Origin of the sequence: Paenibacillus sp. FSL H8-0168, from assembly GCF_038592955.1 — a bacterium.
GTDB classification, from domain to species: domain Bacteria; phylum Bacillota; class Bacilli; order Paenibacillales; family Paenibacillaceae; genus Paenibacillus; species Paenibacillus polymyxa_B.
This window is the reverse complement of the sequence record NZ_CP151948.1, coordinates 2,142,903-2,156,149: the sequence shown is the minus strand read 5'-3', so window position 1 is coordinate 2,156,149 and position 13,247 is coordinate 2,142,903. Positions and strand designations below refer to the sequence as shown.

The following is a 13,247-nucleotide window of genomic DNA, read 5'->3' as shown; positions in this document are numbered from 1 at the left end:
AACCTGTCTAGCACTGGTGAATATAACGTTCCAGTTCTGAACACGTTGCTTGATAGACAGATTGGAGCGCAGACAACTTCGCTTTCGCATTCTCGAGTCGGTTCTCCCGTGCAAGCTGTTCAATATCGGACAGCAACGAGGACAAACGTCCGACACCCAGACTCACGCTGCCTGATTTCAACTCATGAGCAGCCTCTACTACTTTTGTGGCTTCGCCCGCAGCAGCCAGTTCATTTAACTTATTGATTTTGGCAGGTGTATCACTTGTATACATTTCGACCAATGACTCCAGTAGTCCCGTGCTGCCGTCCTCGTCCAGCAGCATAATTTCACGTATAACTTCCTCATCCAAAATCGGCTCGGTTTCCGCCTTTGGAAGCCATTTGACAAGCTTTTCAGAGAGCTTTTCAATCGTTACTGGCTTCATCAAGTAATCGTTCACTCCAACCTCCTGGCTCCGTGCCTGATCCTCCTCGGACACATTTCCGGTCAAAGAAATGATCGGTACAGGGGGTTGCTGGTTTTCTGCTTCCCACTGTCGGATCGCTTTCGCCGCATCATGACCATTCAGCAGAGGCATATGATGATCCATTAGAATACAAGCGTAGGATCGTTCGGAGGCCGCTCTTACAGCAGCTTGTCCATCCTCAGCAAAATCAATATGCTGGAATCCCAAGTGGTTAAGCTGTAATTGCACCACCTGCCGATTCACCCGATTATCCTCAGCCACCAAAATAGTTTGAGAATGACTATGCTCACGCAGCAACTCGCTAAATGCCTTCAAATCACCATTTTCATGCTTCTCCATTTCGTCTGCCTGCTCCGATCCTTTCATGAGGGGAATTTCAAACCAGAACGTAGAGCCTTGGCCTTCTTTACTGACGACCCCAATTTCTCCCTGCATGAGTTCCACAAATGAACTGCATATCCATAGCCCCAGACCCGTTCCTCCATATTGGGAGGCGCTGCCTTCACCGGCCTGTACATAAGGCTGAAACAGCTTATTCTGATCCTCCGGTGAAATCCCAATACCTGAATCCTGCACCTCAAACCGAACACGTTGGGAATCTTTTGTTTCCTCCACTAATTTTGTTCGAATGATGAGCAATCCTTCACTGGTAAATTTATTCGCATTGTTCAACAGATTGAGCAAGATCTGCATGATCCTTGCCGAATCTCCCTCCAGATGCTCTGCCACACCGGAATCGGTCTCTATACGCAAACGGTTACCCATCTGATAGATTTGTGGCTCCAACAACTGAGCAACGTGGCTCATAATCGCCTGAACTCTGACGTTTCCGATCTCCAGTTCCATCTGTCCTGCTTCCACTTTAGATATATCGAGCAGATTATTAATCATGTTCAACAACAGAGAAGCTGACTCACGTATGACACCGATGGCCTGCCGTTGATCTGGGGAAAGTTTGGATGAACCTAACATTTCAATCATTCCAAGTATTCCATTCATTGGCGTTCTGAATTCATGACTAACCACAGCCAGAAAAGTGCTCTTGAGGTCATTAGCCCGTACCGCTTCTTCCTTCGTCCGTGTTAATTCCGCATTGCTTTTGGCAAGCTGACGCTGCAGATTGACCAGCTCGTTGTTCATTGATGAAAATTCATTCAGCAACTTTTCTTCCTCAGCCTTGCTTTTCACAATCTCATCCGTTAATTGTTCGACCGTTTTCCGCAGGACAGCCATTTCTGCTGTCGGTTCCTTCATATTAAAAGGCCCCCTTTACAAAATGACTAACAGGTTCACAAAACTAACCTTATCTCCTGAGCGAAAGTAAGTCCCCTGCAACCTCCATCGCTTCCTCCGCACCTGGTGCATATCCGTCCGCCCCTACTTCCTGCCACAAGTGGGTATCGAGATTAAAAGGCAAGCCCCCAACCATAATTTTCACATGGCTAGTCGTTGGGTCTTGCCGAATGAGAGCAATCAACTCTTTCACTAGATGGACATGGTAAGCCATGGTAGCTGAGATAGCCACCACATCCGCCTTGTAACTCACAATGGCCTGAAGCAGACTACGGTTAGGTACATTGGCACCTAAATAATACGTATCCCAACCATCCATTTCAAATATATCAGCCAGCATACGCAGACCAATTTCATGCTGCTCGCTGCCTACACACGCCGCCACGAGGCAGCGTTCCTTATTTCCATTCCCCATCCATTGGGGGTACAGGCTGGAAATAATAAATTGAGTCACAGCAGTGCAAAAATGCTCTTGACCGACGGTGATTTTGCCTTCATACCATAGACGACCTATTTCATATTGCGAAATTCGAAAAATATATTTATACGTATGTTGAATAGAGATACCCTCATTCAGCAAACGGACGATCCAATCCAAAGCCTGTCTGCGATTACCTGAGAGTAAATATTCCAAATATTGAGCCACGTCAGCAGCATAGGGATTATCATCTGTAATAAAAGAGGCATACTCCTCTTTCTTCCCTATTTGCTGTATCCCCAAATCCAGATGCTCCAGCATCATAGCTTTATCTGTATGATCGAAATGCTCTACCAACGTCTCCTGGATTAATCGGAAATTGATGCTCAAATCTTCTTGGGTTATGCCGAAACCCTCCAGAAGCTTTTTTAACCAAGAAACATACTGTGTAAATAAAATAGGGCTGTTCATGATTACACTTTCAGCTAAATAGTTCAAACTATATATAGAATCCTGTTTTGTCTTTATTTTACCGTTATCCCCAAAACGCTGCAAAAGATCGGGCTGTAATTCGTATTGCTTATGGGTAACTAATTCAGCCAAAGCTCCTGCTTGCATCAATAGCGATTCACCTGCGGTATATTGCTGTATACTCATGTACAGCTCCTTCCCCGACAAGGTATTTGTATTCGAAACAGATACTGGGGATTTGTTCCAGACGTGACTATTAGACAATTATACCTGATTTGCGTCTCTACATTAACCCTACTCCCCAAAATACGACAAAAAAATAAAATACCGAGAAGTCGGTATTTTATCTAAAAGCAGTTTTAACCTGCATACGCACAATTTATGATCCGTTACTCTTCTGCCCCTCAGCCGTTAGTCCAAGCTTTTTTAACAGATGAATAGCCTGCTCTTTCTCTTCCACAGATAAGCCATCTACGGTCTCCATAATGACACGATGATGCTGCGGGAATATTTGCTCAAAGAAATGACGTCCATCATCAGTCAATTCTGCATAAATCACACGCCGATCATCTTGTGATGCACGACGGGTAAGCAAGTTTTTTTTCTGAAGTTTATCTACCACGTACGTAATATTCCCACTAGAGATTAGTACCTTTTCTCCAATTTTCTGTAAAGGCTGTGGTCCCCGATAATACAGCAGATCAAGCACTCCAAATTCTGTTGTATTTAATCCATGACTATGAATGTCCCGATTCGTACGGGACGTGACCGAATTATAAGCACGAGCCAGAACCACGAACAAATTAAGCGCTAAGTCCTGATCATCTGGTTTTACAGACATATTAACAGCCTCCGTTACTCATATCTTTATTCCAAGATATCTTAATTGTGCGCTTTTGTCAAGTTTAAGCGTTCCTTCCCCTGCTCATACGGCCTATAAATGGAGGAATTACCGTCTATTATGTGAAGGTTACAGTTCATTATGTAAAAAAAGCCCGCTCTCAGTCAGTCTTAATGCACTGATCCAGAGAGCAGGACGATTATGTTGTAACCCCTAACTTCTTACGTAAAAATACGTAGGCAACACGGCCGCATAATACTCCCAGAACGTTCAATATGATGTCATCTACATCCATTGTACCTGCGCCCAGCAGCATTTGGGACACCTCAAGAATGACCAGTGCGATCACTATCGTTAACAACAGACTGCCTATACTTCGCATGGACACCCAAATGATAGGCACAAGAATACCGAAGGGAATGAATACGCCAATATTGCCGAGCAAATTAACACCCCATACCCGAAAAGGAAACGACTCCATTGCCCGCCAGTATTGCCTGATCGTATCAAACGGAACAATATTATACGAATACGGGGGTCCTGGCCGTAATGTACGACCAAAACCGAGAAACATCCAATATAATAGAAGTCCTGTATATAAAATCAATAACATCAACGCCACATGATGAAGCAGGCGGGTCCTAAACATTACTTGTTACGAACGTCGATCTGTCCGTTGGCCCGTGCGATAATAACCTGGTCCGCCATATTAATGAACAGTCCGTTATCGACTACACCCGGAATTTGATTCAAGCGGATTTCCAACTCCTGCGGATTCTCAATCGTACCATAGCGACAATCGGCAATATAATTACCGTTATCCGTAAGGAAGCGCTCGCCGTCTTTCATACGCCACTCCGCCCTACAGCCTGTCTGCCGTAAAGCCTCCAACGTCCATTCACTGGCAAAGGGTACGACCTCAACGGGTAAAGGAAATGCACCCAGTACCTTCACATCCTTGGACTCATCGACAATAATAATTAATCGGTCGCTATTGCTTTCCACAATTTTCTCTCTCAGCAGGGCTCCGCCTCCACCTTTCACCAGCACCAGCTGCTCGTTCACCTCGTCTGCACCGTCGATGGTAACGTCAAGCCTTCCAATCTGATCAAACGGAATGATGGGAATTCCCAGCTCCCTGGCCTGATCCTCCGAAGCTTGGGATGTAGCTACAGCCTGTATATGTAATCCTTGCGCTACACGCTCACCAATTTTTTGAATAGCCCAAAAGGCTGTCGAGCCTGTACCAAGTCCTACCTTCATGCCGTCCTCAATCGCCTCAACTGCTTTTTCGGCTGCTTTTTGCTTCAAATTCATTATCATCTCTCCCGCTATATAGGCTAGTATTGATCATCATCCATTTTATAAGAGAACGCTTTATAATAACAGAGACAGCTTTTTACCATAACAAAGGCTGTTTTCATCGTGTTCATACTCCCCAAACCGTTCAATAGGTTCGTATCCCCGCTTGGTATAGAGAGCAATCGCTTCAGGTTGAGCTGCTCCGGTCTCCAGTTTAATCCTTACAACTCCCCGTTTGCTGGCTTCCTCTTCCAAAAAAGATAATAGGCTCACCGCAATTCCTTGTCTGCGATAAGAGGAATCGACATAAAATCTTTTGAGCTCCATTTCTTCCGCATCTATAGGCCTAAGCCCTCCACAAGCCACCGGTTTTTCGTCCACATACACAACAGCGAAAATCATTTCTTTAACTTTTGGATTGGAAAAATCAACCAAGTAAATTTCGTCGGCAGGATACCTTTCCAGCAAGTCCTCATCCAGCCTTTGAATCAACTCATGCAGATCCTCGTGATGACTCTCAACCTTTAAAATCGTAAGCTTGGACATTCTTCTTATCCCTCTTCTCTTTGCATGGATATAAGGACTCATTTCGCAAACAATTCACAAAAACCGCGATAAATCAAGCATTTCCAACGTTAAATATGAAAAATGTCCCAAATTGATAAGTGCATTTGACTCTATTATAAAGTATGATGGTTTCTGTTGAATAGTTGCTTATGGACTGTAATGAATTCGAATTTCAAGTTGAAGTATAAATTGGAATATACTGAAACACAGACAGCGTTTACCTATTAAAAATTAATTTTTTATTGTGTAAGGTATTCATTTCAAGGGCTTTTCGTACGACATATATATAGGGATATCATACTTGTCTATAAAAGGACTTAAGACCTATTACATAAAATTCAAGGGTCTATTATCTCTATTATTATGTTTGTAAGGGGGACTTGATTATCTCATTCGATAAGCGGTTCAACACCATATACAAAAATACAACCAGGGAGTGGAACATTTTGAAAAAGTGGAGTAGCTTATCATTCTTCACCAAAAACTTATTATTATCCTTCTTCAACATCGTATTGATTGGACTAGTCCTTATTGTGTCCAGTTATTTGATCCAACGTACGATTTTGATAGACCAATTGCATGGGCAAGTGGAAAAAATCACATTGAAGTGGGCCCAGGGCATTAATTCCGATGAAGTAACCCAAGCGGTTCAAGAGAAAAATTATGATGGACCCGTTCAAACCAAACTCCGCACGTACCTAGATAACATCATGGCGACCAATCCGAATATCTCTCATGCCTATATATTCGGGACGGAGCTCGAAAACGGCAATCTAACTTCTATTGTGGCGATGCCAACGGATCTCAGAGAAGCATTTGAAAAAGATAAGCTGCTCGTTGGCTCTATGTACGAGCAACCCAATGTCGTGGCAGTCGGCGTAACCGGTATGCTGGACAGTGGCAAACCAACATTTACTAGCTTCTACGATGATTCTTTTGGTACATGGACGACTTTGATGACTCCGATTAAAGATTCAAGTGGCAAAATCTTTGCATATTTTGCAGTCGATGCAGATGCTGGCGCCGTACCTGCCGGCTTAACCAAGCTGCTCATTAGCGGCGCTACCATTTTAGTGATTTTCCTACTGATCTGCCTGGCGCTTCAATATTGGGTTGTGAAGCGCACGCTGTCACCGATTAAGCAACTGATGTACGGTATCAGTGAAGTAAGCAGAGGAAATCTGGATGTTCAAATTCATGCAGGTCATGATGATTTGGGGCTCGTAAATCAGAATTTCAACGATATGGTAAGTCATATTAACAGCATTATGACCAAAGTGAAGCAGACAACTGATGAAGTCAATGAATCTGCCAAGGAACTACTCGCAATCTGCGAACAAAACGGAATCAACTCCAACATCATCAATCAAAACATCAGTGAAATCACGGAGAATATCCGTTCGCAGGAAAAAGCAACAGGCGATAGTGCACGTGCCATGGCTGAAATGGCTTCGGTAATTCAAAATATTGCCACGAGTTCTTCCAATGTTGCGGAAGAAGCCAATTCGGTAGAGAAACGTTCTAACGAAGGCAACGAGATTGTAAGCAAGGTATCATCCCAAATGCACTTGATTACCGATACAGTCACCAATACTTCCCGTATCATCAAGTTGCTGGACAGTCGTTCGCAGGAAATTGGCAATATCATCAGTACCATTTCAGGCATCTCCAGTCAAACCAACCTGCTCGCTTTGAACGCTTCTATTGAAGCTGCGCGCGTTGGTGAAGAAGGTAAAGGCTTTGCCGTTGTTGCCAGTGAAGTACGTAAGCTGGCAGAACAATCTGCGGATGCAACCAAACAAATCACGTCCCTGATCGAAGAAATTCAAAGTGAAATCGGACAAGCTGTGAAGTCGATGGAGCAAGGAAACGTTGAAGTTCAAAACGGAATCGTCGTTGCCGGACAAGCAGGCGTGCTGTTCAATGATATTCTTCAAGCAACTAAAAATGTAGCATGGCAAATCCAAGAAGTTTCCAGCGCTACTGAGCAAATATCTGCGGGTACACAGGAAATGACCGCGACAGCAGACGATCTTTCTTCCACTGTAACCAAAACAGCCAATAACAGTGTTCACATTGTGCAAACGGTGGAGGAGCAAAAAGCTTCTTTGGATTCGATCATTGATTCATCCCATAAATTGACGTCCATGTCTGAAGAGCTTCAAGAAATTACATCTTATTTCAAAATTGCAGACACCAACCGTACCAAATCATAATAACCATTTATCGGCTCCAAAATTTATAAGTAAATCATTCGGTAATGCCTCCCTCCTGTTCATGCATTTGAAGGGATCGGAGGCATTTACTGAGTTTACCATTTATATTAAGACATCATACATTCAGGAGGTTAGCGTAATGGCTTCATTACTACAAAACAGCACACAGACAACCCCATCCCCATTCCTAGTTCCCTTGGATTGTGCACGTATACAACGCAAGCATACATCCTCTACTTATCAAGTAGAGTTAGAAGCGTCCATCTCGGAACAATTAAATCAGCAACAAACTGCGGATGACAAACAAGCGTTGCTTTTATCAGCATATACTGCATGGGTATATCGCCTATCCGCAGAAGAAGAAGTTTCTTTTTCTACATTTGTGCCACAAACCGGTCTGCTTACAGCTTCGCTGACAGTCGAAAAGGAAACGACTTTTCATGAACTAGCAGACTTATTTCAGGAGATGCTCCGTGAGCCTAATGCATACCTAGCGGAACCACAAGCCGATACTTCATTTTCGGCAAATCTGCCTACGGACAGCGGAGTAGAATCCCGTATTATGGACTGGGCTGTTAGTGAACACAATGGCACTTATCAAATACAGATCCGATATGATCAATCACTCTTGCTGGAAACAACGGTTGTCCGATACGCAGAATACTTTGAAACCCTTTTGCGCGGCGCGCTAACCAACAGCCATGCACTTGTGAACTCCATTGATATATTATCAGATGCAGATCGAGCTGCTCACGAAGCTTTAAATAATACAGTCGTGAAATATCCTGAGCATCAAACTATTCATGGAATGTTTGAGGAGGCTGCTTCACAATACCCTGATCGTCCGGCTATTGCTTCCCACACTGGAGAGTACACGTACCGTGAGTTGAACGAACGTGCTAACCAAGTCGCACGTGTCTTGTTATCTAAAGGTCTTACCAAAGGTGAATTCGTGACTATCTTCATGGAACGAAGCTTGGAGACCGTTATTTCCCTTCTGGGTATCCTGAAAGCCGGGGGCGTGTATGTGCCTGTTGATCCCGCCCACCCCGCCGACCGGAGCAGCTACATTGTCGAAGACACGCGTTCTCCTTTTGTCTTAACAACTTCCGCACTCATGGAGCAAGCGACTGAACTGTGCGGTTCCATTGAGACGGTAAAAGAAATTTTAGCAATTAACGGACCACTGGCAGGCTATGCTGCAAGCAATCCAAACGTTAATGTAAGTCCAGATGATCTAGCTTATGTCATCTATACATCCGGCTCTACAGGCAAACCGAAAGGGGCCCTGATCGCTCACCGCGGTGTCGTTAACCTAGGAGCTGTCGTGCAACGCGATTGCGACATTACACCTCAGGATGTATTGACCCAATTTGCAACCTACAGCTTCGATGCATCCGTTTGGGATACAATTGGAGCCTTGTTTTACGGTGCAAAATTGTACTTGCTGTCTTCCGAAGAACGTGTATCTGTTGAAGAATTCGCTGAAGCCATTGCACGTACAGGCACGACGATTATTACCATTTTGCCGACCGTATTCTTTAATCAGCTATCTACGTACTTGTCAGACGAAGGCTATCGCAAACTCGCTAAGGTACGGATCGTTACCGTGGCAGGCGAAGCGCTGTACGGCTCACAAGTTCGAGCGTTCCAAAGTAAATTCGGTACAGATACCGACATCGTAAACGTATACGGACCGACCGAATGCACCGTGGCGACAACGACCCACCGGGTTCGTGGTGCCGTGCCTGAGCATGTCGTCAATATTCCGATCGGCAAGCCGATTTACAATTATAAAGTGTATATCGTTAACGATGATAACAAGCTTTGCCCTGTCAATATTCCGGGTGAAGTATGTATTGCTACGCCTGCGTTGGCCCATGGCTATCTCCATCAGCCAGAACGTACAGCTCAATCGTTTGTGGACAACCCTTTTGTTCCGGGTGAAAAAATGTACCGCTCGGGTGATATCGCCAAGCTGCTGCCAGACGGTACGATTGAATACGTAAGTCGCAAGGATTCACAGCTCAAAATTCGGGGGAATCGGATTGAAATTGGAGAAATTGAAGACCATTTTTCCAAACATCCAGGTGTTCAGGACGTCGCTGTAGTAGCCGTCAAAGATCACACAGATCAGAACATGTTAGTTGGCTATTTTACCACTTCGGATGGACAATCCATTCCACAAGACGTTATTCAGTCTTATATTGGGGGCAAGCTGCCTTCTTATTTTGTACCAAGCCATGTCGTTCATCTGGAAGCCATGCCAATTTCACCAACTGGCAAGATCGATCGCAAAAAGCTGGCCCTGCGACCACTTCCCGAAGCGTCTGATCTTTCATTTGGCGGAGAACCTCTCCGAGAAGGAACCGAAACACTCATTGCCGAAGCATGGACTCAAGTGCTTGGTAAAAATAACATTGGCGCTACCGATGATTTCTTCCTGATCGGGGGCGATTCGCTTCGTGTCATTCATGTGCTGGCTATTCTAAAGCCGCGTTATGGCGCGCTGCGCATCGGAGATTTTTTCCGCTACAAAACCGTTCGTGAGCTTGCTGAATATGTGGAACAATTAGGTACGGAACAAACGCCGCAACGCAAGCCACTCGCGATTTCTCAAGAAAAAATGGACTTGAATGAGCATCCTATTGAGTTGTCTGGTGCTTCTGACTTAGCTGAAGTCCGCGACTTGCGCGTGATTTTGTTAACCGGTGCTACAGGCTATCTGGGCTCGCACATTCTGTATGACCTACTTCAACGGACAGAAGCCAAAGTATACGCGATGGTACGCCCTTCTCAAGACGGTCCATCCGGTATCGAGCGTATTCAGTCCGTATTGACGGGATATTTTGGACAAGATATCTCCAGCTTGATTGAAGGACGGGTAAAAGCTGTCTATGGGGATCTGGAGCAAGCTGATCTTGGTCTCTCTTCCGTCGACCGCCATATGCTGGAGCACCAAATCGACGGCATCATTCACAGCGCCGCTGACGTTCGCCATTTTGGTGATTCGGCAGCCTTCGATCGCACGAATGTGACCGGAACACTGGAACTGCTGAAAATCGCTCAAGCCAAGCCAGGAGTATCCTTCCATCATGTCTCTACTATGGGAATACCGGAGGATCTTGCTAACGAAGGAAAATGGGAGTCTGCATTGGAGCTTTCTGCCTTCCCAGACGAATTGAACGTGGACAACCTGTACACGAACAGTAAACTCGCGGCGGAGAAGCTGTTGTTCCAAGCAGCTCAAGCGGGTACGCCTGTCTCGATCTATCGCGCGGGCAATTTGACAGCCCATTCGGCCAACGGACGCTTCCAGCGAAATATCGACAGCAATGCTTATTATCGTATGATGAAGGCGATGCTGCTGCTGGGCAAAGCGCCACAAGCCGATTGGCATACGGACTTCACACCGATTGATTACGCCAGCCGTGCTATCGTAGAGCTGTCCGTTCATCAAAAAAGCGCAAACCGCATTTTCCATATCTGCAATCCGAACCCACTGCCATATGATGAATTGATCGCTATGGTAAACCAACTCGGTTACGCAGTAGAAACTCTGCCTTTTGACGATTACAGCGCTTGGCTGCTGAATCCGTCTTCCGGCATTCAGGAGGATGCCCTTCACCTTGCTATGGGACAACTGGAAGGTGACGGAGCCAAGGATTCAGCTTACCGTTACGGATGCTCTGTAACCGCAGCTCTGCTGGAACAAGCTGGCGTTCAATGCCCGGCAACCGACCTTAACTTTATTCGGAACATGATCCAGCATGCCGTCGAGATCGGTTACTTCCCGACCTCTCCATCGGTATCTGTAAAAGCAACACAGAGGTAACAAAGTTGTGATATTTCCCCCGCATGTTTTCGGTATGATAGACTAGATTTTGCTAGTTTCATATTTAGTATAAACCTCTATACTTTCAGAATTTTTTTGCATGCGGGGGATGTCATTCAATGAAACACACTTTTTTTAAAAGAACGTTGCTAATCATAAGTTTGTTGGCTATTTTAGGGATTTTGGTGTATGAAGCACGTAGCATATACCACACCCCTACAGTTAAAGGGACTCATCGTACACGTACAGCTCATGCAGATCGACTGGTACGCCATTTATTCTCACTGACGCCTACACCAGATAAAGTATATTACCAAAACAAAGTAATTGTCCTGATGTATCATGAGGTGACCAAGACTCCACCTGATCCCGGCGCTCTCAAGCTTAGTAATTTAACGAGGCAGTTGGACGAAATGAAAGCTAACGGCTTCCACTGGATCACGATGAAAGAGTATACGGACTTTATTTTACATAAAGCCAAGGTTCCTGATAATGCAGTACTTATGACATTCGACGACGGCTATGAGTCCTTTTATACGGACACTTTTCCTGTGTTGAAAAAGTACCAGGTACCGGCAACCAATTTTCTCATCACGTCCACGATCAGCAATCCCAAACATATTGGAATTCCTAAGCTGACATGGGATCAAATTCATCAGATGCATGCCGAGGGTATTGATTTTTACAACCATACCAATGACCAGCATGCTTACGGATACTCCAACACAGCGCGCACCCAACAAAAGCCACTTCTGATGGGTCCGGTGTATTCGAAAAAGCTGGGGCGAATGGAAACCGAGAATGAGTTCAAACAGCGGATTTATACCGACTTGGGCATGGCTGACAAGAAGCTGTTCAAGCATCTACACAATGATCAGAATGTACTTGCCTTCCCTTATGGTGGGTATACCAAGGAGACGCTGGAAATTTGCCGTTCCTTGGGAATTGACGTTACGTTCACGGTGAAGCGGGGGATTAACTCGCCAGGGCAAACGAACGGCTATCGCGTCAATGCAGGTGGAATACACAATATTCCAGAAGTATTGGTGCAATACATGAAGGAAGGTGCTCCCCTTCGCCCACTTCCTTTTGCCCAAGGTCCCAACAAGGTATCCTAAACATTGGCTAGCTTAATAAAGAAAACAAAAGAACCTTTAAAACCATTTATGTCCTGGTTTTAAAGGTTCTTTTGCTGTATAAGATGTTAGATTAGGGCCAGATACGAATTGCAGCGATAACAGCCAGATGTACCGGGTAAAAGCTGCGCCACAACCAGCGCGGTACCCTATTATAAAATCCGCTTTCTCCAGTTGCAAAACATGCGATCAGAATGCTGGACAGCAGACTAAAGTGTTGGAGATTCGCGTGATGCACCATATCATACACTACGTTCAAAATAAAATGGGCTGCAATCATCATATATGAACGGGTGTATCGATAAATGAGAACCAACAGCAGTCCATAGGCTCCGTAATCCATCTGGCTGAGCTCCATAACCAGAGCTGAAAGGACGTACAGAACCGTTACAGCTGTCCAATGCTTCAAGCGGGATGCAGCAGCCAGCGCGAGCAATGAGGCCAATAGCGTCCAGATTACATTCGGTCTAAGCACATCAAACGCTAGCATATAGGGAACTTGAGAAATCAGAGCCAGTCCGAGTAGACGGAGCATATAGCTCCGTATGTCTCGGGTATGAGTATATCCCAAATACAGCGCGTACGCGTAGATTGGAAAAGCAAGCCTGCCGGCAATTCTCCAAGCCGGATCCGTCGGAAAAAACACAAGCCCGACATGGTCAATCAGCATCGTCAGCATGGCCAACCAGTACATACAAG

Annotated in this window: 10 protein-coding genes; 3 read left to right on the top strand and 7 right to left on the bottom strand. The window is 45.1% G+C overall.

Translation table 11 applies throughout. The features are described 5' to 3' along the window. Positions 1 to 7 precede the first annotated feature (7 nt). The 6 genes from MHI21_RS10145 to MHI21_RS10120 form a co-directional block, all read right to left on the bottom strand. Complete coding sequence (locus tag MHI21_RS10145) at positions 8 to 1,723, bottom strand: ATP-binding protein (protein WP_341161742.1); 1,716 nt, start codon at positions 1,721 to 1,723, stop codon at positions 8 to 10. A gap of 49 nt (positions 1,724 to 1,772) precedes the next feature. Next, the gene (locus tag MHI21_RS10140) at positions 1,773 to 2,837 is read right to left on the bottom strand and encodes a cobalamin-dependent protein (RefSeq protein ID WP_341161743.1); all 1,065 of its coding nucleotides are present in this window, start codon (positions 2,835 to 2,837) and stop codon (positions 1,773 to 1,775) included. Positions 2,838 to 3,030: 193 nt separating this feature from the next. After that, a complete protein-coding gene (locus MHI21_RS10135; RefSeq protein WP_013309820.1) occupies positions 3,031 to 3,492 on the bottom strand; it encodes a MarR family transcriptional regulator in 462 nt (153 codons plus the stop codon). 199 nt (positions 3,493 to 3,691) lie between these two features. Next, positions 3,692 to 4,141 carry a VanZ family protein gene (locus MHI21_RS10130; protein ID WP_254325861.1) on the bottom strand — a complete coding sequence of 150 codons (450 nt, stop codon included), beginning with the start codon at positions 4,139 to 4,141 and terminating at the stop codon, positions 3,692 to 3,694. Continuing rightward, positions 4,141 to 4,809, bottom strand: a complete 669-nt coding sequence (gene rpiA / locus MHI21_RS10125; protein WP_165175725.1) for a ribose-5-phosphate isomerase RpiA — start codon at positions 4,807 to 4,809, stop codon at positions 4,141 to 4,143. Before rpiA ends, MHI21_RS10130 begins: the two co-directional genes overlap by 1 nt. A 60-nt stretch (positions 4,810 to 4,869) precedes the next feature. Further along, the gene (locus MHI21_RS10120; protein WP_165175727.1) at positions 4,870 to 5,340 is read right to left on the bottom strand and encodes a GNAT family N-acetyltransferase; all 471 of its coding nucleotides are present in this window, start codon (positions 5,338 to 5,340) and stop codon (positions 4,870 to 4,872) included. Positions 5,341 to 5,807: 467 nt separating this feature from the next. Here MHI21_RS10120 and MHI21_RS10115 point away from each other — a divergent pair, with 467 nt between their 5' ends. The 3 genes from MHI21_RS10115 to MHI21_RS10105 all read left to right on the top strand — a co-directional run bounded on the left by MHI21_RS10115 (position 5,808) and on the right by MHI21_RS10105 (position 12,530). Continuing rightward, positions 5,808 to 7,577: a methyl-accepting chemotaxis protein gene (locus MHI21_RS10115; RefSeq protein ID WP_061831317.1), complete on the top strand. Its 1,770-nt coding sequence runs from the start codon at positions 5,808 to 5,810 to the stop codon at positions 7,575 to 7,577. Positions 7,578 to 7,716: 139 nt separating this feature from the next. Beyond that, positions 7,717 to 11,412, top strand: a complete 3,696-nt coding sequence (locus MHI21_RS10110) for a non-ribosomal peptide synthetase (RefSeq protein WP_165175729.1) — start codon at positions 7,717 to 7,719, stop codon at positions 11,410 to 11,412. A gap of 119 nt (positions 11,413 to 11,531) precedes the next feature. Further along, positions 11,532 to 12,530: a polysaccharide deacetylase family protein gene (locus tag MHI21_RS10105; RefSeq protein WP_103047942.1), complete on the top strand. Its 999-nt coding sequence runs from the start codon at positions 11,532 to 11,534 to the stop codon at positions 12,528 to 12,530. A gap of 91 nt (positions 12,531 to 12,621) precedes the next feature. On the opposite strand, the gene MHI21_RS10100 is transcribed toward MHI21_RS10105, so the two are convergent. Further along, the gene (locus MHI21_RS10100; protein WP_341161745.1) at positions 12,622 to 13,242 is read right to left on the bottom strand and encodes a TraX family protein; all 621 of its coding nucleotides are present in this window, start codon (positions 13,240 to 13,242) and stop codon (positions 12,622 to 12,624) included. Positions 13,243 to 13,247 lie beyond the last annotated feature (5 nt).

What these genes read in the sequence shown, in the direction of transcription:
- MHI21_RS10145 (WP_341161742.1), bottom strand. Translation starts at nt 1,723, where the DNA reads ATGAAGGAACCGACAGCAGAAATGGCTGTCCTGCGGAAAACGGTCGAA.
- MHI21_RS10140 (WP_341161743.1), bottom strand. Translation starts at nt 2,837, where the DNA reads ATGAGTATACAGCAATATACCGCAGGTGAATCGCTATTGATGCAAGCA.
- MHI21_RS10135 (WP_013309820.1), bottom strand. Translation starts at nt 3,492, where the DNA reads ATGTCTGTAAAACCAGATGATCAGGACTTAGCGCTTAATTTGTTCGTG.
- MHI21_RS10130 (WP_254325861.1), bottom strand. Translation starts at nt 4,141, where the DNA reads ATGTTTAGGACCCGCCTGCTTCATCATGTGGCGTTGATGTTATTGATT.
- rpiA (WP_165175725.1), bottom strand. Translation starts at nt 4,809, where the DNA reads ATGAATTTGAAGCAAAAAGCAGCCGAAAAAGCAGTTGAGGCGATTGAG.
- MHI21_RS10120 (WP_165175727.1), bottom strand. Translation starts at nt 5,340, where the DNA reads ATGTCCAAGCTTACGATTTTAAAGGTTGAGAGTCATCACGAGGATCTG.
- MHI21_RS10110 (WP_165175729.1), top strand. Translation starts at nt 7,717, where the DNA reads ATGGCTTCATTACTACAAAACAGCACACAGACAACCCCATCCCCATTC.
- MHI21_RS10105 (WP_103047942.1), top strand. Translation starts at nt 11,532, where the DNA reads ATGAAACACACTTTTTTTAAAAGAACGTTGCTAATCATAAGTTTGTTG.
- MHI21_RS10100 (WP_341161745.1), bottom strand. Translation starts at nt 13,242, where the DNA reads ATGTACTGGTTGGCCATGCTGACGATGCTGATTGACCATGTCGGGCTT.